This window comes from Glaciecola sp. MF2-115, assembly GCF_047250385.1.
GTDB lineage: Bacteria > Pseudomonadota > Gammaproteobacteria > Enterobacterales > Alteromonadaceae > Glaciecola.
Genome location: NZ_JBLBVM010000048.1, coordinates 109213 through 133358 on the forward strand (window position 1 = coordinate 109213; position 24146 = coordinate 133358).

Annotated in this window: 15 protein-coding genes; 8 read left to right on the top strand and 7 right to left on the bottom strand. The window is 41.1% G+C overall.

From position 1 onward, the window contains the following. Nucleotides 1–43 precede the first annotated feature (43 nt). Together ahpC and ahpF are read left to right on the top strand one after the other, a co-directional pair. Nucleotides 44–607, top strand: coding sequence for an alkyl hydroperoxide reductase subunit C (gene ahpC / locus ACKLNX_RS08145; protein ID WP_412971955.1), 564 nt, complete (start codon nt 44–46; stop codon nt 605–607). 276 nt (nt 608–883) lie between these two features. After that, complete coding sequence (ahpF, locus tag ACKLNX_RS08150; protein ID WP_412971956.1) at nt 884–2473, top strand: alkyl hydroperoxide reductase subunit F; 1590 nt, start codon at nt 884–886, stop codon at nt 2471–2473. Between the two features lie 68 nt (nt 2474–2541). Here the strand turns inward: ahpF and ACKLNX_RS08155 are convergent, their stop codons facing one another. Further along, nucleotides 2542–3792: a malic enzyme-like NAD(P)-binding protein gene (locus ACKLNX_RS08155; protein ID WP_411693322.1), complete on the bottom strand. Its 1251-nt coding sequence runs from the start codon at nt 3790–3792 to the stop codon at nt 2542–2544. A gap of 447 nt (nt 3793–4239) precedes the next feature. Then, nucleotides 4240–4452 (bottom strand): 50S ribosomal protein L31, encoded by a 213-nt coding sequence (rpmE, locus tag ACKLNX_RS08160; RefSeq protein ID WP_412971957.1) that lies wholly within the window; start codon nt 4450–4452, stop codon nt 4240–4242. 326 nt (nt 4453–4778) lie between these two features. Here rpmE and priA point away from each other — a divergent pair, with 326 nt between their 5' ends. From priA to hslU, 4 genes are all read left to right on the top strand, one after another. Beyond that, nucleotides 4779–7007 carry a primosomal protein N' gene (priA, locus tag ACKLNX_RS08165; RefSeq protein WP_412971958.1) on the top strand — a complete coding sequence of 743 codons (2229 nt, stop codon included), beginning with the start codon at nt 4779–4781 and terminating at the stop codon, nt 7005–7007. Nucleotides 7008–7099: 92 nt separating this feature from the next. After that, a complete protein-coding gene (locus tag ACKLNX_RS08170) occupies nt 7100–7720 on the top strand; it encodes an SPOR domain-containing protein (RefSeq protein ID WP_412971959.1) in 621 nt (206 codons plus the stop codon). Nucleotides 7721–7843: 123 nt separating this feature from the next. Beyond that, nucleotides 7844–8368, top strand: a complete 525-nt coding sequence (gene hslV, locus ACKLNX_RS08175; protein WP_411693318.1) for an ATP-dependent protease subunit HslV — start codon at nt 7844–7846, stop codon at nt 8366–8368. 74 nt (nt 8369–8442) lie between these two features. After that, entirely contained in the window at nt 8443–9774 is a 1332-nt protein-coding gene (gene hslU, locus ACKLNX_RS08180; RefSeq protein WP_411693317.1) for an ATP-dependent protease ATPase subunit HslU, read from the top strand. A gap of 392 nt (nt 9775–10166) precedes the next feature. On the opposite strand, the gene ACKLNX_RS08185 is transcribed toward hslU, so the two are convergent. Then, nucleotides 10167–10355 (bottom strand): hypothetical protein, encoded by a 189-nt coding sequence (locus ACKLNX_RS08185; RefSeq protein ID WP_411693316.1) that lies wholly within the window; start codon nt 10353–10355, stop codon nt 10167–10169. A gap of 388 nt (nt 10356–10743) precedes the next feature. Here ACKLNX_RS08185 and ACKLNX_RS08190 point away from each other — a divergent pair, with 388 nt between their 5' ends. Continuing rightward, nucleotides 10744–12456 carry an autotransporter assembly complex protein TamA gene (locus ACKLNX_RS08190; protein WP_412971960.1) on the top strand — a complete coding sequence of 571 codons (1713 nt, stop codon included), beginning with the start codon at nt 10744–10746 and terminating at the stop codon, nt 12454–12456. 1 nt (nt 12457) lies between these two features. Continuing rightward, complete coding sequence (locus ACKLNX_RS08195) at nt 12458–16483, top strand: translocation/assembly module TamB domain-containing protein (protein ID WP_412971961.1); 4026 nt, start codon at nt 12458–12460, stop codon at nt 16481–16483. Nucleotides 16484–16560: 77 nt separating this feature from the next. Here ACKLNX_RS08195 and ACKLNX_RS08200 read toward each other — a convergent pair whose 3' ends face one another. The 4 genes from ACKLNX_RS08200 to ACKLNX_RS08215 all read right to left on the bottom strand — a co-directional run bounded on the left by ACKLNX_RS08200 (nt 16561) and on the right by ACKLNX_RS08215 (nt 24089). Beyond that, the gene (locus ACKLNX_RS08200) at nt 16561–16845 is read right to left on the bottom strand and encodes a helix-turn-helix domain-containing protein (RefSeq protein ID WP_412971962.1); all 285 of its coding nucleotides are present in this window, start codon (nt 16843–16845) and stop codon (nt 16561–16563) included. Further along, nucleotides 16748–19036, bottom strand: a complete 2289-nt coding sequence (locus ACKLNX_RS08205) for a peptidase domain-containing ABC transporter (protein WP_412971963.1) — start codon at nt 19034–19036, stop codon at nt 16748–16750. Before ACKLNX_RS08205 ends, ACKLNX_RS08200 begins: the two co-directional genes overlap by 98 nt. Beyond that, entirely contained in the window at nt 19036–20292 is a 1257-nt protein-coding gene (locus tag ACKLNX_RS08210) for an HlyD family secretion protein (RefSeq protein WP_412971964.1), read from the bottom strand. Before ACKLNX_RS08210 ends, ACKLNX_RS08205 begins: the two co-directional genes overlap by 1 nt. 467 nt (nt 20293–20759) lie before the next feature. After that, entirely contained in the window at nt 20760–24089 is a 3330-nt protein-coding gene (locus tag ACKLNX_RS08215) for an amidohydrolase family protein (protein ID WP_412971965.1), read from the bottom strand. Nucleotides 24090–24146: the final 57 nt, after the last annotated feature.

The window sequence follows — 24146 nt, forward strand, 5'->3', positions numbered from 1 at the left end:
TTTTATTAATAACTTTAACCAGTAATCTAAAAGGAAATAAACAATGTCTTTGATTAACAAATCAATCCCTGATTTTTCAGTAGAAGCTTTTCACAATGGTGAGTTCAAAACTATCACTAGCGAAGATGTAAAAGGCAAATGGTCAATCTTCTTATTCTACCCAGCGGATTTCACATTTGTATGTCCGACAGAATTAGAAGACATGGCGAAAAAGCATGACGAACTACTTAGCCTTGGCGTAGAAGTTTACTCAGTTTCTACTGACTCTCACTTCGTACATAAAGCATGGCATGACACGAGCGACGCAATCGGTACAATTAAATACCCAATGCTTGCTGATTCAACTGGCGCTTTAACTCGTGCTTTTGACATCATGATCGAGGAAGAAGGCCGTGCACTTCGTGGTACTTTCTTAGCAAACCCAGACGGTATCATCAAAGTAGCTGAAATCCATGACTTAGGTATTGGTCGTTCTGCAGCTGACATGGTTCGTAAAGTAAAAGCGGCTCAGTACGTTGCAAACAATGACGGTGAAGTATGCCCAGCAGCTTGGGAAGAAGGTCAAGCTACATTAACGCCAAGCCTTGATCTTGTAGGTAAGATCTAAGCTTAGCTAAAATCTACGATTGGGGAGCGCTCGCTCCCCAATATATAGAACAGTTAGAGAAGTCACGATGCTGCAAAGCAAGGTAGAAGTAACCAGATTTTGAAAGCAGAGGCTTTCACCTTTTATTTTATCCAACTATTACATTAACCTACTCATCAAACATTGTGGTTCAACTCTTGAGCCGGCTTTTATGCGACTTTTTTTTGATGAATAGGTAAAAATAAATGGTGAAGCCCTTTGCTATTCAGCCCAATTAAGTGAAAGGAAGGAATAAAAATGTTAACGCAAGATATATTGAATGCACTAAAAAAATACACACTAGATATGAAGCAATCAGTCACGTTAGTGTTGCAGACAGGGGAGCATACGAAGCGTGCAGAGCTAAAGGAAATGCTTAGTCAATTTGCATCGATTTCTGAAAAAATCATTTTCGAAGAACGAGATGAGCCAGCACGTTTTCGTAGTCCAGTGAGCTTCGGTCTTGAAGTAAATGGCAAGCCAAGTGGTATCACATTCTCAGGAGTGCCTGGTGGTCATGAATTTAATTCATTCGTGTTGGCAGTGCTGCAAGCCGGTGGCGTTAAGCTAAAGCTTGATGAGAGCATTCAGAGCATGATCAAGAAAGTGGTAAACCCACTTAAATTTCAGGTTTATGTGAGCCTGAGCTGCCACGCATGCCCAGACGTTGTGCAAGCAATGAATCAATTTGCTTTGCTAAACGACAATATTGAAGCAGAAATGATCGACGGTAGTGTTTACCCTGACTTAGTTGAAGAAAACGGGATCCAAGGTGTACCGACTGTCTTCATGAATGGAAAAGTGTTTGCCACAGGTCAGATTGATACAGCGAAGTTGATTGATAAACTGTCTGAGACTCAGCCAGAAATGTTTGCAGCGAATGACGATGCCGAGCAGTTACCTTTACAAGACGTCACCGTTATTGGTGGTGGTCCAGCAGGCGTTGCAGCAGCGATTTACTCAGCACGTAAAGGCTTGAAAGTGACAATTGTTGCCGACCGCTTTGGTGGTCAAGTTAAAGATACCATGGGGATCGAGAACCTTATTTCTGTGCCTAAGACGACCGGTCCACAGTTAACGACCTCTTTGATGGAGCACCTCAACGATTATGAGGTGACTATACGAGAGCACCTCCGTGTCGACAAGATTGAAAAAGGCGAAATCAAAACCTTGACCTTAACCTCAGGTGAAGTGATTGAAACCAAAACGATTATCGTTGCTACTGGGGCCAACTGGAGAGAGCTAGGCGTCCCTGGCGAGAAAGAGAATATTGGTAACGGTGTTGCTTACTGTCCTCATTGCGATGGTCCTTTCTACAAAGGTAAAGATGTTGCCGTTATTGGTGGTGGTAATTCAGGTGTTGAAGCCGCCCTCGATTTAGCAGGGATCGTAAAATCAGTTACGGTTTTTGAGTTCTTACCTGAATTGAAGGCTGACCAAGTGTTGATTGATCAAATCAATGCACGAGATAACATCAAAGTCATTAAGAATGCCGCGACTAAAGAGATTCATGCGAAAGATGGCAAAGTGAATGCAATTGAGTATGTCGACCGTGCAACAAACGAAGCGCATCAGTTAGAATTGCAAGGTGTATTTGTGCAAATCGGTTTAGTCCCGAATAGTACAATGCTCAAAGGTGTTGTTGATTTAACACAATATGGTGAAGTGATTATTAATGAAAAAGGCCAAACAAGCGAAGAAGGAATATATGCTTGTGGCGATGTGACCACTGTGCCATATAAGCAGATCGTAATTGCTATGGGTGAAGGAGCTAAAGCGTCCTTGGCTGCATATGATTACATTCTAATGAGCAAGCCAGTTCAAAAGAAAGAGTCTGCAGCAGCGTAATAAATCTCTGCTTAGCGAGACATGACTCAAATAGAAAGGGCGTTCTTTGTGAAGAACGCCCTTTTTTACTAGAAATTATCTAAATAATCGTCAGGAATAGTTTCTATTTTTGCCACACCAGATGCAATGGCTGCTTTAGCAACTGCTGTTGCGATACGTTTGCAAAGTCTCGGGTCCATGGGTTTTGGAATAATGTAGTTTTTGCCAAATTCCAGTGATTTAGATTGGCTGGCGACCAACACTTTTTCTGGAACAGGTTCTTTGGATACACTTCTCAAAGCTTCAACCGCTGCAACTTTCATTTCATCATTTATGACAGAGGCTCTAACATCTAAAGCACCTCTGAAAATAAACGGGAAACATAGTACGTTGTTTACCTGATTAGGATAATCTGAACGCCCGGTTGCCATTATTAAATCATCTCTTATGGCGTGTGCTAATTCTGGTTTTATTTCAGGATCTGGATTGGAGCAAGCAAACACAATAGGGTTTGGTGCCATCAGTTTTAGTGCTTCGGGAGGTAAAAGGTCTGGCCCACTCAAGCCTAAGAAAACATCTGCACCTTCGAGTACGTCTTCAAGAGTACGTTTGTCGGTATTGTTGGCAAATAAAGCTTTGTGTGGTGTGAGTTCTTCACGTCTTGTGTGAATAACACCATTGCGATCAAGCATGTACACTTTCTCGCGCATCGCTCCGCACTTAATAAGAAGCTGCATGCATGCAACTGCAGCTGCGCCCGCTCCCATACACACAAATATAGCTTCTTCAATTTTCTTGCCTTGAATTTCTAGTGCGTTGAGCATGCCAGCGGCGGTTACGATTGCTGTTCCGTGCTGATCGTCATGAAACACTGGCACTTTGCAGCGCTTAATCAACTCTTGTTCGATTTCAAAACATTCAGGTGCTTTAATATCTTCTAAGTTGATCCCGCCAAAAGTATCAGCAATATTCGCGACTGTATTTATGAACTCTTCAGTGGTGCGGTGTTTCACTTCGATATCTATCGAATCAAGACCGGCAAAGTGTTTAAATAAAAGCGCTTTACCTTCCATAACTGGTTTTGATGCTAATGGTCCTAAATTACCCAGACCCAAAATAGCAGTACCATTAGTGATTACCGCCACCAAGTTTCCCTTGGCCGTATAGCGATACGCTGCGCTCGGATCAGCGGCAATCTCACGAACTGGCTCTGCAACACCGGGACTATAAGCAAGTGCTAAGTCAGTAACCGAATCGGCGGGTGTGGTTAGCTCAACACTAATTTTGCCTGGTTTAGGGAATTCATGATAATCGAGAGCTTGTTGGCGAAAATCTGGCATTGTGAACAGGGTCCTTTCGAAGGTATTTATGATACTGTTTTAGTAAGTTTTCGGAGTCACTTACACGGAAGTTTCTCTGAGAATTTAAATGTAGCACATATTGCTCAACAATGAAGGAAACAAAAGGCATTAAGGCAAATTATTAAGAACTGGTAAGACCATGATTTTATATAAGTAATTGAGGCTTTATTTAGTTTTATAATCTAGCGCTTATAATGAATATTATGTTTGGATTAACTTAGCTATAGCTTAACTTGGTTTTGGGTTAATTGGGTTAATTGGGTTAATTGGGTTAATCGGGTTAATTGGGACTGAGCGAAACTGGAATAAGAGATTTGTTTGAGGAAAGCGCTCAGAAAATGCAGTTCAATAAAACACGGGCATAAAAAAAGAGCGCAATGCACTCTTTTTAAATTTTCTAGCAAATAAAGCGGGTTCGATAAGAACTTACTTCGCTTTAAGTGCACCAAAACGTTTCTTGAACTTATCAACACGACCACCAGTGTCAACGTTACGTTGCTTACCAGTGTAGAATGGGTGGCATGAAGAACATACGTCCAAGTTGATGTTTTTACCAAGAGTAGAACCAACTTTCATGACGTTGCCACATGAACAAGTTGCTTCGATTACGTCATACTTAGGGTGAATACCTTCTTTCATTGGGATACCTTATATATTTAGGCCGTCTCGCTATACAACCCGAAGTTGCACACCAAACGCAATTAATTAAAAAGCAGCTGAACATTCAACTGCGGAAATTTGGACGCGCATGATAATGGACTTGGTGCGCTTAATCAAGAAATAACTGTTGAAATGGGCTTTAATTCAGGGCCAATCATACAGTTTGTGGCTATCTCGAGTTATAGAACGATATTTAAGTAAAATATTTCGAAGCTACTCAACAAAGATTGATATCATATTATTAATATTTCATGCTCAAATACCAGTATGAATGACTAGATAGTTAAAAAAACAACGAGGTTTCATTGCAAGTTATACAAGTGGCCATCTCAGTTCCAATGCCGCAATTATTCGACTACAAAATTGACATGCTAGATGTGTCAAACGCTGCTGTTGCAGACAGCGGCGACGATGCTCTCATTGGTTGTAGAGTGCTAGTGCCGTTTGGTCCGCGTAAGTGTGTCGGCATTGTATTGCGCGTTGGCGTTGAGTCTGAGTATGAAATCACGAAGATAAAGTCTGTGCTTGAAGTGCTCGATAGCAGTCCAGTTTGCTCTGAGCAAATGTTGCAATTGGGAAAATGGATGAGTGAGTACTACCATTACCCCATTGGAGAAGTGTTGCACACCTTATTACCAGCCGCTTTGAGGAAACAACAAAGTGGCAAAACCAAACCCTCGGTTGCTACAGAAAGTTATTTACAACTCACGCCAGCAAGCAGCGCGCATGAAGAGGTAGATGAATTATTAGCTCGTTCAGCGAAACAATTTGATCTATACCGTATGCTTGAGAAAGGACCCTTGCGCGTTTCCATCATTAAGCAACAATTTACGCCAGCAATTATCAAAGCGCTGACTGAAAAGAACTTGATCGAAAAAATAGAGCTTGTTGAAAAGGTCAATGATTGGAAGGCTGAGTTGAGCATTGCAGAAAAACCGGTTCCAAATGTTGAGCAAGCAATGGCGATATCGACCATCAATCTTGCGAACAGTTTCGACACGATGTTGATTGAAGGCGTGACAGGAAGCGGTAAGACAGAGGTTTATTTGCAAATTATAGAACCCCTATTGGCTGCGGGTAAACAGGTACTAATTTTAGTGCCAGAAATAGGACTAACGCCACAAACCGTGGGGCGTTTTGAAAAGCGTTTTGGGATTAGAGTTGGTACCTTACATTCCAATTTGAACGATACAGAACGACTGCAAGTTTGGCAGCAAGCTAAAGAGGGTCGCCTAGGCATCATCATCGGTACTCGCTCTTCAATCTTTACCGAAATGAAAAACCCAGGAATGATCATTGTCGACGAGGAACATGACGAATCCTTCAAGCAACAAGATAATTTAAAGTACCACGCAAGAGACATTGCTGTTTATCGAGCAAGGCAATTGAATATTCCTTTAGTTTTAGGAAGTGCAACACCCTCCCTAGAGAGTCTGCATAATGCTTTAGAGAAGAAGTATCGGCACATCTTGTTGCCGAATAGAGCCGGCAGTGCAGCAATGCCAGCACAGCGTTTAATGAATATTAAAGGCCAACCAATGCAATATGGCATTGCGCAAGGCATGATTGATAAGATGCAAGTTCAGCTAAATGCTGGTAATCAGGTCATGGTGTTTGTGAATCGCCGCGGTTATGCGCCTGCTTTGCTATGCCATCAATGTGGTCACGTTGAAAACTGTGAACGTTGTGATAATCCGATGACAGTGCACAAAAGTGCTAATAATTTACAATGTCATCGTTGTGCCGATATTAGGCATCTACCGAAAAATTGTCCCGCCTGTGGGCATGATGAATTGGATACTTTTGGCATTGGGACAGAACAGCTACAGCAAGGCTTGGAGTCACTTTTCCCCGATTTTTCGACAGTGCGAGTAGATAGCGATACTGTGCGTGGAAAAGGAAAACTATCTAAGTTGTTGAAGGACATCAACCAAAAGAAGTATCAAATACTCGTAGGCACACAAATACTTTCGAAGGGGCATCATTTCCCTGATGTCACCTTAGTACTCATATTGAATGTAGATAGTGCACTTTTTTCTGCTGATTTTAGAGCACCTGAAAAGTTAGCGCAGCTAATCACTCAGCTATCTGGCAGGGCAGGACGCAGCGATAAAGTCGGTGAAATGTGGCTGCAAACACATTGCCCAGAGCATCCATTGTTACAAGATCTCATTAATAACGGCTTCTCAGATTTTGCACGCTATGCCTTATTGGAACGCAAACATGCATGCTTGCCTCCGCATGAACATCAAATATGTATTCGAAGTGAATCGCACCATAAGCATTTGTCGGTGCATTTCCTTCAGTTGTGTGCTCAACTGTTTACACAATTTAAATATATAAAAGTACTAGGGCCTTTTCCTGCTTTTATTGAAAAACGACAAGGGCGCTATCGAAACCTGTTGATTATTCAATCGGCTTCGCGAAAATACTTACAACAAGCGACAGAACAAGCAAATAAAGCATTATCTGAAATGCCCGTGAGTAAACAGGTACGTTGGAGTATTGATGTTTCACCCATCGATTTCAGCTAAATAAAGTGCAATATTCTCGCGTTTTTTTCAGTAAAATTTTGTATAGTCTGCCTTCGAAGCCAACTCAAAAATAAAGATAATATAAGAATAATATGGCGCAAAGAGATTACGTGGCGCGTAGCCAAAAGAAAAAACAAAGTCCAAAGAAGAAAAAACAAGCTGTACAAACTATTGCTTGGTTCAAAGTCGCCTTTGCAATAACCATTATAGGTGGTTTTGTATTTGGGCTATGGGTTTTAAAGGACGCAGGTGGTGACGATGCAGTACAGGAGGGTACGGCAACAAGCGCTACGAACAATGCAACGCAGGCGAACAATGTGCAGGCTAGCAATGAAAATTCACTTGGTGAATTAACCTTCAAAAACCAAAGCGATGAAAAAGATCCCTTACCTGTTCTTGCAGAAGAAGAATGGGAGTTCATCGAGGGTTTGCCTTCCTATTCTGTTGAAGTTGAAGTGGAGGAATTGCCTAATTCTGATCGCCGTTACCTAATGCAATGCGGTTCATTTCGAAAACAAACTCAGGCTGAAGAATTAAAAGCGACGATAGCATTCCAAGGAATGGAATCTCAGGTATTGGAGAGTAAAGGCTCCAAAGGTATTTGGTATCGCGTTGTTCTTGGCCCTTATGATACTAAGCGAGACGCCGAAAGAGACCGTCATAGTTTGCGATCTGCTCGGGTCAATCGTTGCCAGATTTGGAATTGGGATTAGTTTAATTTCCTGTTTACTTCATTAAACATAGTGTCGGACCTTAAATCGAGACTTGAAATTGTTTGAACGCCCCCCACTTATTACTGACTAACAGAAATTAGACGGTATTAAATAGGAGTTTACATGACAACGATCGTATCAGTTCGTCGAGGCAATCAAGTAGTGATTGCGGGTGATGGCCAAGTGTCACTTGGCAATACCGTTATGAAGGGAAACGCACGTAAGGTTAGACGTCTTTATAACGACAAAGTGCTGGCTGGCTTTGCTGGTGGAACTGCCGACGCATTTACTCTGTTTGAACGCTTTGAATCAAAACTAGAAATGCACCAAGGTCACCTAACTAAAGCGGCAGTAGAGTTAGCCAAAGACTGGCGAACGGATCGTATGCTGAGAAAGTTAGAAGCATTGTTAGCAGTGGCAGATCATAGTGCATCATTGATCATTACCGGTAATGGTGACGTGATACAACCAGAGCAAGATCTCATCGCTATTGGTTCTGGTGGACCCTTTGCCCAAGCTGCAGCGACTGCATTGTTTGCAAATACAGAGTTAAGTGCACAGGAAATCGCTGAAAAGAGCTTAACAATTGCTGGCGATATTTGCGTGTTTACCAATCAAAATCAAACCATTGAAACACTCGATTATTAATCCCATTTTTAAATTATCCTGCCTGAACGTTTACTATTAGGACCGTTTGGCAAGCTAATCAAAGGTACTAGACTATGTCAGAAATGACTCCCAGAGAAATTGTACATGCATTAGATAAGCACATTATTGGTCAATCTGATGCTAAAAAAGCCGTCTCTATCGCACTGCGAAATCGCTGGCGCCGGATGCAACTTGAGCCTGAACTTCGCCAAGAAGTTACACCTAAGAACATTTTAATGATTGGACCAACGGGTGTAGGTAAAACTGAAATCGCACGTCGATTGGCTAAATTGGCGAATGCTCCCTTCATAAAAGTCGAGGCAACAAAATTTACTGAAGTTGGTTATGTTGGTAAAGAAGTTGAAACGATAATACGTGATCTAGCAGACATCGCGGTGAAAATGACCAAAGAAGATGCCGCGAAGAAAGTGAAATATCGCGCGGAAGAAGCTGCTGAAGAACGAATCTTAGATATCTTATTGCCCCCTGCGAAAAGTGCTACAGGGGAGCGCGAAGAGAATCAAGATAAAGGGACGCGTCAAGTATTTCGCAAGAAATTACGAGAAGGCCAACTAGATGATAAAGAAATAGAGTTAGATGTGGCTCTTCCACAAGTTGGCGTTGAAATTATGGCGCCTCCAGGCATGGAAGAAATGACCAATCAACTGCAAGGTATGTTTCAAAACCTCTCTGGTGAAAATAGTAAAAAGAAGAAGAAGCTGAAAGTTAAAGACGCGTTCAAGCTCTTAATAGAAGAAGAATCAAGCAAATTAGTGAATCAACAGGATTTAAAAGAAACGGCGATTGAGTCTCTTGAGCAAAATGGTATTGTTTTTATCGATGAGATTGACAAAATTTGTAAGCGAGAAGGTAATCAATCCGGTGACGTATCAAGAGAAGGTGTTCAACGCGATCTATTACCCTTAGTTGAAGGCTCAACAGTGTCCACCAAGCATGGCATGGTTAAAACCGATCATATTTTGTTTATCGCTTCTGGCGCATTTCAAATGGCTAAACCATCTGACTTAATTCCAGAGCTGCAAGGACGCCTTCCAATTAGAGTCGAGTTGTCGGCGTTGCGCGTGGAAGACTTCGTAAGAATCCTAACGGAACCAGATGCTTCTCTTACTTTGCAATACAAAGCATTATTGAAGACTGAAGGAGTGGATATCGATTTCACCGAGTCTGGTATTCAGCGAATTGCGGAAGTTGCATGGCAAGTGAACGAGAAAACCGAAAATATTGGTGCGCGTCGTCTTTACACTGTGCTGGAGCGCTTGATGGAGGAAATTTCATTTGAGGCTTCTGACAAGGCAGGGGAATCTTTGGTGATTGATAAAGAATATGTTAACCACCACTTGGAAAATTTAGCGGATAATGAAGACTTAAGCAGATTTATACTGTAGTATATTTCTTAAGGCGTAAGTCTTTGCTTTTATACCTTGCTAGATAAGCGTTTATTTAGACTGAAAATATAAATAAGCTCGTCAAAATGAGCAATTTTCACAAGTAAAAGAAGCGGCGTTGCTGGTCTAGTCAACCGCAATGGACATAGCGTTTAATATTTGATTGAAACCCCACTAACTTTTCGTTTTTGGGGTTTTGTTCTTCTAGATGCTTAAATCATTTCTAGTGGGTCTTAAACGTGCATGTTCAGACTTAGTTTGACTATTCAAGTGGGACATTTTGCTTTGCACAAAAAAGCGCGAATGCCTAATTTAGAATTAGCTCACCCGCGCTGAAAGTATTATTGTCGATAGTAAAACAAGTTCCTTGAAACTGTGTGTATGACTACTGCTTATACATATGGCATTGGCACTTTGCCGTTACCAACTGTCGTGAAACCGTGCTCATCCGGAAACCCCATTTTTCGTGGTGCTAGAGGTTCATTTTTATAGTCGGGATCGAAGTTAAGTGGAGCGCCACCGAAAACGGCTAGCAGTTGTTCTTGATTTAATTCCTTGTGATTTTCTGTTTTATTTTTCATGCTTATTTCCAGTCTTAGTAGTTAATTGACCAATAAATAAGTAAGTAACATAGGCCAGTCTTTAAGATAGCCTATGCCCTCACCATCCGTGGTAGGTATTTGCCTGATTCCCTTCAGACGCATTTAGAATAGTTGAATAAAGAATGTCGGGCTACTGATCGCACGACCAGATTGTGAACCTTAACAATAATAACTGGTCTATAGGCTTGCTGTCTCGTACAAATACTAGGACAATAAAGACACACCTATTTGGTTTTTTTACGAAGTTTTTACTTACAAATTTAAGGGGCAGGTTATTTCCTTCTTTTCAAGTTGCCGATACTGTATCAGCAACGTTCTCATCCTAATTGTTTTTGTTTTTCATGCTCCCGCGCTTGCAAAGTGGGAAGTGAAATCTGCAGATGACAATAAAAGCATAGACAGCCAAATCGTAGATAATATTCAATTACATTTGGCGGGGCAGAGTTTTCCTGAAAACGATTATGAGATTGCACAGTTCGAGAAGCAAATTCGCACCAAAGTCTCGACAGCAATCCGTGCTTTTTCTTTTTATCAATCAACGATTGAATTTAAAAATCTCAATAAAAAATCATTTGAAAATGGCGGAGTCTTAATAGTCGTCAACTTAGGGCCTAAATTGTCTGTCAATGCTGTGACCTTAGAGTTCGATGAACAAGTAATGCAAGAAGCGCATTTTCCTGTTGAGCTAAGTGAACTCATTAGCGCCTTGAAAGCCCTTGAGAGAAAACCTTTAGATCAATCTAAATACGATGGAATTAAAACAAGAATTCAGTCTTATGCACTAATCTTTGGTTATTTTGATTTCGTACTCGATAAAAATGAAGTGCAAGTAAGCTTGGCGGACAACCAAGCAAACATCTACTGGAAGTTTAAGTTTGGTCCACGTTATCGCTTCGGACCATTATCTTATATTGCAGAGGATAGAGGCATGGCTCTAGTTGAAGCCGTTAAGCCTTTTAACGAAGAAGCATATTTTGATCAGCAACTAATTAGTCAGTTCACTCAGTCAATTCGACAAACCGCCTACTATGAAAACGTAATTGTCAGAGCCAATATTAATGCTATGAGCAGCGAAGACAAGGTAAATAAGATTGTGCCCATTGAAGTGTTACTTACAGCCAAACCGCGAGACACTTATCAATTTGGTATTGGTGCATCTACTGACTCGGGACCAAGAGTCACTGCTAACTGGAAAAGGCCATGGGTGAATTTACGAGGGCACAGTTTATCCTCTGAATTGTACATTTCAGGTCCGAAAAAGAACGTTTCTATGGCTTACACCATTCCTATGGCAAACCCTCTCAATGACTTTCTAAAAATCCAAGGTGGATATCAAGAGCTGAATGAAGAACAGCGCGATAGCCAGACATACACGCTTGCCGTTCAGCGCCAATTCGGAGCGAAGGAAAAAGATGATTGGGACAAGATTGTGTTTCTGCGTTATGAATATGAAAACTTTATTCAAGGTATCGATGAAGAACAATCGACGCAGCTATTAATGCCTGGAATTACATTTAATCGAGTAAGAAAACAAGGTGATTTGTTCGTAGATTGGGGCGACCGTCAGCAACTTACGTTAGAAACAGCATCGGATAGCGTTATTTCTGACATTAACGTAGTCCGTGTTACGGCTCGAACTAAATGGATTAGAACTTTTGGTAAACACCGTTTCATCTTGCGGGGAGACGCTGGCGCAATTGTTACAAATGATTTTGATAGAGTGCCTGCGAGTCTGAGGTTTTTCGTCGGTGGTGACCAAAGTGTGCGTGGCTTTGGCTTGAACTCGGTAAGTGAAACGAGAATTGATGACACCACTGGTGAGGAAGAACTTATTGGCGCGCAATTTCTTGCTGTTGGCAGCACAGAGTATGCTTACCCTATTAGCGATGAATGGAGAATGGCTGTCTTTTTAGATGCGGGTAGCGCAAGTAATGACTTTGGAAAATCGCCCATTTATGGAACTGGGCTAGGTGCGCATTGGTTATCTCCTGTTGGTACAATAAGATTGTATATAGCAAGGGGGTTCAGTGATGAAGAGAAAACGTGGCGACTCCACTTTTCAATAGGTCCGGGGATTTAAAATGACAAAGACTCGGATTTTCAATCGTTTTTTAAAAATAGCATCGTGGACATTGTTGTCGCTTGTTCTCATTATTGCGCTTATCGTTAGCTTTGCTTTATCGAGTACAGGTACGAAATGGGCAATAGACTACGTTAATGAGGGGGGCTTTGGTGTCAATGTTGACTACAAGAGCGGAAGCTTATACTCAGAACTTCAACTCAAGCAGGTTAAGTTGCAACAACCGGGTTTGGATGCAAGCTTAGGTGATATCTCACTCGATTTAAGTCTGAGTTGCCTTTTTGTCGGTGAAGTTTGCATCAATAAACTGCACTTAAACAAAGTCAATATCGCGTTGGGAGATATGCCAGCAAGTGTTGAAGAAGTAGAGGAAACTAAAAATAAACTCATTAAGCTTCCTATTTTACTTAGCTTGAATGAACTAAAAGTAGGCGAAATCCTATTATCTCAACATAGCTTCGAGATGGTGCGACTCAATGACTTGTTGTTGTCACTCTCCTTTCAAGACCGTTTGAATATTACTCGCTTGGACTTTGCATCATTGGCGTTGAATTTACCAAAGGCGACTGATGTTACTAAGCCGGTTGCTCCTGTGACACCTAAAAACGAACAAAGGCCAAGGGAATGGTTGAGTGCCTTAGCCAACTATCAATATGAAGTAATTAAGATCCCAGAAGTTTTTATTCCTATTGAGTTAGCTTTGAAAAACGCCACACTTCGAAATATGTGTGTTAAGCAACAAATGGGGGATGATTCGTTTTCAACTGTGTTATGCACCGACATTTTAGCTTTTGAATTAGGTTTGAAGAACCAAAAACTTGAAACAACAGTCGTAATAGATAGTTTAAACCAAGGCCCAGTAGAACCTGCATTTGCACCAACACACCTCAAACTCAAAGCATCGTTGAACTTCGCGAAAAACTTTGAGCACAACATCTTACTTTACGCTCTGAAAAAGGACACACCTATTTCGGACCTCTCACCCAAACCAAAAGCGCTAAAAATAGACACACCTATTTTCAACAATGGCAAAGGTTTCGAACTTAAAAATCAAGGTAGTTTAAACAAAATAGACTTGGCTCTTACGCACTTACCAACTCAGCAAAAATTATTGAGTATCAACGCTGCAATTGATTTAGCTTCCTTGAACCTGCCTTTAAAGGCGGATATAAAGCTCGAGGAGTTGAAACCGGCTGTAGAGGACGCGATTAAAGCTTGGCTGCCCAGCCTAACTGATGCTGATTTAGCACCGCTAATAGGTGTGTCCTTGTTGCAAGCTAGGGTTGACGGGGATATGCAGGGATATCGTTTTACAAGCATGCTTAGATCAGACGAGTTTATGGGAGTGAGTGATGCGGAGATTAATGCTTTGTTCAAGCCAATGGGAAGGAGGTTACAAGCCCGTTCGCTGGTCGATATTCAAAAATTGAATCTAAGTGGAAGTATCGGAAATATCGATTATACAGGTAAGGCTAAAATTGCACCCAATGCGAATAATGAAACGGAATTGGCGTTTAACGGCAAATTGTCTCTCGATTCTTTAAAGTTATCCAAGGTGAATCCTACTTTGGAATCGCTTATTTCAGGCTCAGTTCCTCACACTATCCTCATCACTGAAACAACACAATCAGGCAGTGTACAAGGCGCGTCATTGCGTGGCTCTTGGCAAAACTTGCCGTTATCACTAGTTGCCGATGCTGAATTGGAAAAAAGTGGCAATATTTTGGTTCAAGGCGTGCGCTTAACGCAAGGTGAAAATAATCTAAACGTGCAAGGAAATTTATATTCATCTCAAGCTCTTGAGTCCATGGCTGAGATGGGGGTGAATTTCCCAAATCAGGAAAAAGTAAGTGCTTCAAGTCTTGATTTTAAACTTAATTTAGAAGCCTTAAGTGATATTTATCCAGAATTACAGGGGCAACTTTTTGCACGAGGAAATGCATCAGGCTCAATCGAAAAACCGAAAATTGTTATACAAGCCAATGCTAAAGAGGTGGTTGTTGGAGGTCTTCGCTTAGAGGATGCATTGATAGACGCCAGTGTCGATATGGCTAATAAATTATCCTCCAAAGCACAAGTCTCAATAGTTAACTTGTATACAGGTGGACAGAATATCCCTCAACTCGATCTTCAAATTAGTGGTGATGAAGATGAACAGTCACTAAGGCTCGATATACCCGAAGGTGAATATATCACACAGCAGTATTTCAAAGGGAAGCTGAATGCGGACAATACTGGCTGGTCAGGGAAATGGTTACAAGGCAGTATTGTTTCTAGTTTCGCTGAGCTTTCATTACAAAGTGAGCCAGAAGTCGCCATCAACTTACAGCCTTTCAGTTTACAGTTAGAGCAACATTGCTGGGAAGGGCGCTCAGATAAGCTGTGTATCGGCAATGTAAATGCCACACAAGAAGCTGCAAAAACCAAACTTTCACTCGATTACAATGTAATGAATGCTGGGATTGCCCAGCTTCTACCAACGTTTGATATTGAGCAATCTTCGCTTGATTTAAATGCCGACATTGATGTGGACTGGCAGCAAATACAAGGGCTAAACTTTTCGGCCGATATATCAGCCGCGAACGCGACACTCGTTTCGAACGATAGCAAGGTTAATATAGAGAATATTCAGGCAAAGGTTCAAGGTACGCCGAAGAGCATTGAAAGTAGTTTTAGCTTTGATAGTACCGAAGCTGGAACGGTTAGTCTAAATAGTCAATTAGATTTAAGCAATCAGCCTTATCAACATCAAGGTAAGCTCGTTATCAGCGACTTTGCCGTGTCCTATTTTGCTTCATTCATTACTGAAGTGAAGAAGCTCAATGGAGATATTAACGCCGACATTACATTTGAGGGACCTGTAGACAAGCCTGCACTGCAAGGTGAACTGACCTTAGCTGATGGTGCTGTGATTTTAAAAGCTTATCCATTAAGGTTGGCGGACTACAATCAAAAAGTCGTATTTAATGGCTCTAAAGCCGATTTTTCAGGCCAATTTAGGCTTGGTGAAGGCAGAGGTAGCATCGATGGCGATCTCGACTTTAGCGACGCACTTCTGGTGAATTTGCAAGTGTTGGGGGATAAGCTTGATATTGCCTACGAAACTTATAAATTCCAAGTTTCACCTGATCTCAAAATCAATTTAAGACCCGATTTATTATCTGTTGCAGGCGATGTTGAAGTGCCTTATGCCAGAATAAAGATCAAATCACTTCCCCCAAGTGCCAAGACACCGACTCAAGATATTATTGTTGTTGATGAGAAGAAGGTCGCAAACCAGTCTTCAATCCCTCTTGATGTGAACGTAAATATCTTAATTGATAAAGCTAAAAAAGGGGAGGTTAAACTTGATGCACTGGACTTGAAAGCCGAGCTAAGCGGAGATCTTAATGTTCAACTTGATGCCAAAAATACAAGAGTGAACGGTATCGTTCAAGTGCTAAAAGGAGATTACGAAGCCTACTCACAAGTCCTTCAAATTAGGAAGGGAGACATTAGTTTTAGTGGCCAACCTGATGTACCTGCATTTGATATAGAGGCAATTCGAAATCCGTTGAACACTAAAGACGATGTGGTTGCGGGTATTCGTGTTACGGGGAATGCTATTAAGCCAAGGGTAGAACTTTTTTCCGAGCCATCTATGGAACAAGCACGGCAATTGTCGTACCTCATCAGTGGCGCAGATAATTTTGGAGCGGGTGGTGAGTCATCCGACTCCAATACGACTTTGGTTAATGCTTTAGTAAGCTACGGTGTTGGCCGAAGTGAAAATGGCATTGGTAGCCTAGGTCAAAAGCTCGGTGTTAAAGATTTAAATATACAAACTGCTGGGCAAGGCGGTGATACGCAAGTGCAGTTATCAGGTCAATTAGCTGAAGGTGTTAAGATCACTTATGGCATTGGCGTATTTGATTCTGTTAGTGAGGTAAGTGTTCACTACCAATTACTTCCCCAGTTATATTTAGAAGCAGTAAGTGGCGTGAATAATACACTCGATTTGTACTATCAAATTACGAGCAAAGATTAGAGGATAGAAAGCCCAGGAGAGGCTGATTAATTCAGTAGGGCCTGGGCTTTTCATTTTAGTTTATGTCACTTGTCATTTTACGAAGCCATATCGTATAGGTCCTTATAATAGTTCGCCATTAGAGTTGCTCTGTTACTTATATTTAGCTTGCGATAAATATTGGCGCAATGGAACTTCACAGTCCGTTCACTTATAAATAAATCAGCTGCAATCAGCTTGTTCGGTAAGCCCTCCATTATCTTCATTGCAATTTGTTTTTCGCGCTTAGACAGCGTTTGTATTAGAGTTATCATATTCATCATTGTATTCCTTGTTTTGATGTTGTTGCTGGGTTGATTTGGCGAGATATTGATGGCTGACATCACATAATTCACCCTGAATGAAAGCGAGCACAATATCTGCACTCACAATGGTTTCTTGTCGATGAGCAATCATGATTTTAGTCATGCTCAAGTGTTTTAAATTTTCGTTTATTATCGACTCGTTAGCTGCGTCTAGATGGCTTGTAGCTTCATCTAGGAACAATAAACTTGGTTCTTTATAGAGGGCTCTAGCAAGCAGCAGTCTTTGTTTTTGGCCACCGCTCAATGAATTTCCCATATCACCTATCAAGGTGTTGTATTGCATCGTCATGCTCATGATGTCGTCATGTAAACAAGCCGTCTTACTTGCTTCGATAGCGAGTGAGAGTTTGCTCTGCTCAGCAAAATCAGTGATATTCTCAAGCACAGTGCCACTGAGTAGTTGGTCATCTTGAAGCACTGCGGCGATACTATGATGGTGACGGTTTCTCGCGTTTAACAAATGCCCATTGATATAGACCTTGCCTTGCGCGCTAATGTTCAGGCCCATCAAGCACAGTAGTAAACTCGATTTGCCGCATCCACTGGCGCCGACTATTGCGACACTTTTTCCCTTCGCAATATTGAAGTTAAGGTTTTTAAAAAGAAAGTCATGTTCGTTGTGGTATTTAAACGATAAGTCACGCACTGAGAGGTGGTATACACTTTCGAGTTTGGGACTTAATTTCTCTATACTATTATTAATTTCGCTCTCAAGACTCAGATTCAATTCGCTTTCTGTAAATACAATATCGGCTAATCTATCTAAGTGAACTCTTAGCATCTTAAACTCGATAAAGTTGTTAATTAAGCCGTCAGTTGCATTGATAAATTTGTTTTTATAGCTCATGAACGCATACAGCATGCCTATTGAAAATAGATTCAGTGTGACTAAGTTCGCCGCTAAATAGACTATAAGGATGTTCTCTAAACCAAACAGCAGTTTATTTAGAGTGAAAATATTGATTTCCCATGTTGAAAGCTTGATTTGATTGTTCATCGCACGACCCAGTAAATTGAGCCATTGTGAGCCACGTTGAGCACTATTATTATTGAGCTTAATAGTTTTAATGGCTCTAACACTTTGCATGAAGTGTGTGTTCTCATTCGCCTGGCTATGGATCACTTCCATATTTAATTGCTTCATTGTTGAAAAACTTAGGCCGCGCAATAAGGTATAAAGCAAAACAACAAGACACACTACTATTGCTAATTTTGCGGAATATATAAATAAAACTAAAAGCATTATTACCGCCATCAAACCATCGATCAGCCCCGAAATAATGCCGGAAGTAACAATTTTTCTAATATTCTGTAAAGAGCCAAATCTGCTGACAATATCTCCCAGATGCCTCTTCTGAAAATAATTGAGGGGCAAGGATAATAAGTGAGTGAATACTCTAGTCGACATGTGGATGCTAAATTGATTTGAAAAATACAGCATGACGCGCTCTCGCAGTAAACTCGTCAGTGTGTCAATAAGTAGCAAGAGTGCAAACGCAATGGCTAAAACGGTTAGCAACGAAATATCGGATTTTATCAGGACTTCATCAATCACTGTTTGCATATAGAAGGGACTGGCAATGGCAAATAGTTGGAGCAATAAACTTAAAGAAAATAGTATTGTTAATTGTCTCTTAAGGCCAATCGATTTGGTCAGGAAATGCTTAAGCTCTAGTTTTTGCGAGGCATCAGCTTGTTTAAATTTTTTGTTCGGCTGCATTTCAATAGCCACACCCGTGAAAGCTTCGCTGACCTGTTGCCTAGTGAGATTCCTAGTTCCCAGTGCTGGGTCTGCAATTGTGCAATGCGACTTACTTACTTTAGTGAGTACTACAAAGTGTTGAAAATTCCAATGCAAAATGCACGGCGTGTTGAGTTGATTAAGTTCCGAAAGCTCCACTTTTAGTGCTCGGCTCGACATTCCCAATAGGTCGCCAATCTGCATTATCTGGTTTAAGTTGCTGCCTTGATTCGATATCGGGTTCCGCTGGCGAAGTTTGTCTAAACTAATGTAGTTACCGTAATAGTTGGCGATCATTACGATACAGGCTAGTCCGCATTCACTTGCTTCCGCTTGCATCACAACGTTTAGCCTCGTTTTGGATGAAAAGTTTAAAACTTTGTTTAGTTTGTTAGCGACGCTTCTACGCGAATCGGGGTTACGAGCATCTTCTTCATTTGTGTGTTTATTGTTTGTTTTAAATAGCATTAGAATTGTCCTCGCAAACTATAAATTGGGCTCAATAACCATTCCAATAAGCTACGCTCTGCTAGAGTGACATTGGCTTGCAAAAGCATGCCTGCCTTCAAATCAACTGGTGTGCCATTTGCACTCATGTATTGCTCGCTCAGTTCGGCTTCAACAATAAAGACTGGCTCTGATAATTGTATTGGTAAGTTCTTTACTTGATGTGGCAGCAAAATTTGTTGTGAGACTTGACTAACTATCGCCTTTGCCATGCCAAACTTTTGATAGGGGAAGGCCTTGAGTCTTAACTGAACTAATTGGCCTTCTTCAATAAATCCAATATGATTAGACGGAATATAGAGTCTTGCTTTTAAGGGAGTGTTTAAAGGCGTTATTTGCATCAATGGTAGCTGTGAATGAATTGTTTCTCCGCTATTAATCTGTAAGTTATGAACAATGCCATCGATGGGGCTTTTAATTACGTAGTTGCGTGACATTTTGGAGGCTTCCAATTCCAACTTTAGGGCCTTCATTTTTGATGCTAAGGCATTGAGAGCTTCTTCTAATTCAAGCTTATTACTGATTCTGCTTTGTTCAGTGGATTGTAATTTATCCTCAAGCTCTAGCTTCGCAGATTGCAATTGGGCTGATTGAAGTTCGATGGACTGACGTTTTTCTTTTTGAATATTAAAGGTGGCTTTGCTTAAGTTCTTAGTGCGTATTAATGATGAAAGAAGTGCTTCTTCATCCATTGCGTCTTTTAATTGCTCTTTGACTTTGGTGAGTAAATTGGCGTTGAGCAATAAATGTTTTTGATAGCCTTCTTTCAAGCCATCGTTTAATTTTAATTGCTGTATGTATTTGTTTTGGAGAATTTCTTGTCGTTCCTCTAACAGCGTATATTGTGCGTTTAGCGATGCTACTTGCTGAGAGACATTAGAGTGACTGAGCGAAGGTGCAGTGCGCTCTATTTCAAGAAGTAACTGTCCCTTGGTGACATGTAGACCATTGTATATATTGGTTGATTTGACAATACCGCCTGTTTCGTTAGGCATAATATCAATACTTGCCTTTGCACTCACGAGCCAACCGCTGACACTTACCTTATTGCTAAAATTGGCATTAATGAGTAGTGCACCTAGGAGTAAAAACCAGAAAACGAGCGCTACTGTTAAATACTGATGATTGCTTCTTGGCAGTAATATAGCCTCACCGAGATTATATTTTTTCTGGCCTTCTATGGCTTCTTTTCTAAATAGTGCTGTTGAATGTTGCATGTGTATTTCATTCCCTGAAAGAAGTTAAGCGTTTTCATGTCATTGCTCTTTGGTATGGGGAACAAGCTTACTGAGGTTTCTAAAAAACGACGTTTAAAAATGGGACAAATACTTTTAAAAATGGGACATTTTGCAATATTGTCCCATTTTTAAAGATGTACTTATGATCGAGACTAGAAGGTCAGGTACTCTTGGTACAGGTGGTAAAATACTAATGTAAATAATAGCTTAGCATGAATTTTTAAGTTTTTTACGTATGCTGACAGGGGATTTTTTGGCTTATTCTGTTAATTCAGACTTTAAAAAAAGAAAGCGTATTTTTCGCTTCAAATATCACGTCACGCGTAACTTTGGCTACTTTGTAGTACTAATTTTGTACAGACAAGGTATTTTGCTATAAATCAGGCATAAAAAAACGCGCCAATTTGACGCGTTTTTTATTGTTTCAAACAATCAATTTACGTTAATTAATGCACCCAGTGGTAAGTGTGAGCTTTCGCTTCCATTTGTTCTTGAGTTTGTTTTGGCATAAACATGTTGTTATCGTTTTCGAAGAAGAAAGGAGAACGTTTATTCTTACTACCTACTTCATTCATCGTTGCCGCTTCAAATACACGACCATTAATAACCGTATAGTCAACAAATTCACTTCTGCGAAGATCACTCAAAACGTCACCATCTATTATGACCATATCGGCTAGTTTCCCAACTTCAATGCTGCCAATAGCTTTGTCCATTCCAAGATGCTTAGCGCCATCTATTGTTCCGCCACGAATTGCTTCAAATGGTGTAAAACCGCCATGTTCCATCAACCATAGTTCCCAATGAGCACCTAAACCTTCACGCTGGCCATGCGCACCGATGTGCACGCTAACACCATTATCACGAAGTTCTTTCGCGTATTTAGCGACAGCATAGTGGTTGTAATGATCATCCGGCGCTTTTGGACGGCGAATATTGCGATCGACCAGGAAGTGAGGCGTATATCGCATAAGGCGCTCGTTTTCCCATACGTTGCTACGATCATAGAAATACGTCTCACCAGTTAAGCCACCGTAAGACACAACGAAAGTCGGTGTATATCCGAACTTAGTGGCTTTCCATAATTGAGTTAGGTCACTGTAACCATTGGCAATTGGAAGACTATGCTCTAAGCCGGTGTGTCCATCTACAAGCATCGAAATGTTTTGTTGGAATTTACCACCACCTTCCGGCACTACCATCATGTCTTGGTTTTTAGAGGCTACAAGCACTTGTTGACGTTGATCACGTCGAGGTTGGTTGTAACTTTTAACTGAAATAGCTCCAAGGTCTTTCAAGCGTTGTACATGATAAAACGCGTCATTATAATCATTAATGACCGCTTTATAACTCAATGCTTCTGCACCATATAAAATTGTACCTGTCGAATAGATTCGCGGTGCAACTCGTTGTCCTGTGCGCTGTAGTTCACTCGCAGCCATGATTTCTGTCGTATCGTTTGAAGGATCATGAATAGTAGTAACACCAAATGCCAGATTTGAGTATTGGCTCCAGTTTTGCTCAGGAATTATTTCGCTTCGACCTTGTGCTCCGTGTGCATGAGCATCAATAAGCCCAGGAATAACGGTTTTGCCTGCGGCATCAATTATCAGTGCATCACTAGGAACGGTAATATCAGCTTTGTTACCGACGGCTTCTATGATGTTATTTTTAATGAGTACAACGCCATTCTCAATTACTTCTTGTTGATTATCAGCATCACGCATCGTCACTACTTTTCCACCTACTATTGCGGTGTAGCGATTTGGTTTGTGAGATTTAGCTTTGAAGCCTAATTCCATACCTTCGTTCAAAGGTTCAGGTAATTCTGCTTCGTTCTCGGCTAAGAAGCTAAATGATTCATCCAAACTTCTTTCGAAATAGCGTGGACCATGTGACCAGCCAACAGATGCATTATCTGGGCTCCATGTCATATAGTTGCCTGAGCGCGCTGATAGTTGTTTAACCGGTAACGAGGACATCTTAGGGCCGATAGATATTTTCTGGCCATTATCTGCAAATGGTGCCACGAAAGTATTGTATTGATGCACGAACGCGATCCATTTTTTGTCGTGAGATAAGCGATATTCACTCACTTTATCGGCACCGTATAGATGAATGCGCTTGTCTTCGCCTCTTAAGTTCACACTCGAAAACTGAGTTTCTGAATAAGGGGTACCGCCCACAGATTCAGTGAAGTAAACACGGTCATTGCCAGCAGAGAAATGTGGTTCAACTCCTCGTTTGGAAACACGCTCTGTGGTTTTTTCTTTCAAGTTGAGTACATAGATGCCGGGATCAATTGAGTTTGTTGGATCTAGAAGATAACCCCCAGTAAATTTGCGATAAGCAATTAACTTTCCATCAGTTGAAAAGCTCGGCTCTATATAGTGGCCTTTTGATATGCTAACTATTTTTCCTTTACCACCATTGGCAGAGATAACTCGGATATCGCCTTGGCCTTTATCACTCCAGGTTGTATATACGATTTTCTTACCATCATTGGAATAGCGAGGGTAGTATTCGTCGTGGTCATTTTGCTTACTTAGTCGTTTGACCTTACCACTTTTAATATCTTTGACATAAAGTTTGCCAAGCGCTTGGAATAGCACTGTTTTGCCGTTAGGTGACTTTTGCGCCCATCGAATAGCCTTCACATCAAATTCATCTGGAGCGACATCAACTTCGAAGCGCAAAGCATCAGCGTACTGTATTGTTGATTTGATATTGACATCAATCGTGGTTAGCGATTTATCTTTAATCGCTAATTTGTGGAACTTACCGCCAGTCCAAAACATAATTTGCTTGGAATCAGGCGTCCAATCGAAATACGCAAAGTAACCTTCACTTCCGAAGCCTTCTTGCATATCGCGTTCTAGGTCCATGAAAATTGCTTTTTCATCGCCGGTTTTGATGTCCTTCAAGAATAAGGCTGTTTGACTTTTAACACGGCGTATAAACGCAATGTATTTACCATCTGGTGATGGGGTAGGTACGACTGCACCGCCAGTACCTGATATGTAGCGTTCTTCTTCACCGGTTTCGCGGTCATAGCGAATGATAGCGAATAGACCTTTCAATGCGTCACGGTTGTAACTAAATCTTGAGCCTCCTGTAACGTCTCTTGTGTAGTATATGTATTTGCCGTCAGGCGAAAATGCAGGGTCAGTAATGTTTTTCTGATCGGCTTTGCCATTCACTCTGGTTTTAATTGCTAAGCCGTTACCACCACTTTGATGATAAAGCCAAATTTCACCAGCTGGGATACTTCGACTAGACATGATCCCCTTGTTGACGACAATGTACTCGCCATCGGGGCTCCATTTCGGAGAGTGAATCAAGTTCTTCTTTTCTTTTGTTACTTGGCGAAGGTTTTCGCCGTTGGTGTCCATTACCCAGACGTTTGATAAACCGTCGCGATCTGAAATAAATGCGATTTGTTTACCATCTGGACTGATTGTTGGATGGATGTTCCATGCAAAGTCTTGGGTTAAGGCTTTTGCATCACCGCCGTCAGTGCTGGCGATGAAAATATCACCTAGCATGTCAAATACGAACTGTTTGCCGTTGGGGCTGACGTCGAGACTAGACCAAGTTGTTTCGTTGGTGCTTATTTCGATGCTAGATAATGGCATAGGCGGATTGAGTACGTCCCAAGTCGCATAAGGTTTTTCTTCTTTTTCTATTTCCTCATGCTCGTCGGCAATACTAACTGCACTAAAACTAAGTAAGCCCGAGAGTAGTAGGGGAATAAGTTTTTGTCTTGTTGTCATCATTATTTGTCTTCTGCTGTGAGTTAATCAATGCTGAGATGATGTGTCTTTATTCGGTTG

Excerpts from the sequence above, each read along its gene's own strand:
- ACKLNX_RS08200 (WP_412971962.1), bottom strand. The coding sequence starts at position 16,845 with ATGTCAGCCATCAATATCTCGCCAAATCAACCCAGCAACAACATCAAA.
- rpmE (WP_412971957.1), bottom strand. The coding sequence starts at position 4,452 with ATGAAAGAAGGTATTCACCCTAAGTATGACGTAATCGAAGCAACTTGT.
- ACKLNX_RS08210 (WP_412971964.1), bottom strand. The coding sequence starts at position 20,292 with ATGCAACATTCAACAGCACTATTTAGAAAAGAAGCCATAGAAGGCCAG.
- hslV (WP_411693318.1), top strand. The coding sequence starts at position 7,844 with ATGACAACGATCGTATCAGTTCGTCGAGGCAATCAAGTAGTGATTGCG.
- ahpC (WP_412971955.1), top strand. The coding sequence starts at position 44 with ATGTCTTTGATTAACAAATCAATCCCTGATTTTTCAGTAGAAGCTTTT.
- ACKLNX_RS08195 (WP_412971961.1), top strand. The coding sequence starts at position 12,458 with ATGACAAAGACTCGGATTTTCAATCGTTTTTTAAAAATAGCATCGTGG.
- ACKLNX_RS08155 (WP_411693322.1), bottom strand. The coding sequence starts at position 3,792 with ATGCCAGATTTTCGCCAACAAGCTCTCGATTATCATGAATTCCCTAAA.
- ACKLNX_RS08215 (WP_412971965.1), bottom strand. The coding sequence starts at position 24,089 with ATGATGACAACAAGACAAAAACTTATTCCCCTACTACTCTCGGGCTTA.
- hslU (WP_411693317.1), top strand. The coding sequence starts at position 8,443 with ATGTCAGAAATGACTCCCAGAGAAATTGTACATGCATTAGATAAGCAC.
- ACKLNX_RS08170 (WP_412971959.1), top strand. The coding sequence starts at position 7,100 with ATGGCGCAAAGAGATTACGTGGCGCGTAGCCAAAAGAAAAAACAAAGT.
- ahpF (WP_412971956.1), top strand. The coding sequence starts at position 884 with ATGTTAACGCAAGATATATTGAATGCACTAAAAAAATACACACTAGAT.
- ACKLNX_RS08185 (WP_411693316.1), bottom strand. The coding sequence starts at position 10,355 with ATGAAAAATAAAACAGAAAATCACAAGGAATTAAATCAAGAACAACTG.
- ACKLNX_RS08205 (WP_412971963.1), bottom strand. The coding sequence starts at position 19,036 with ATGCTATTTAAAACAAACAATAAACACACAAATGAAGAAGATGCTCGT.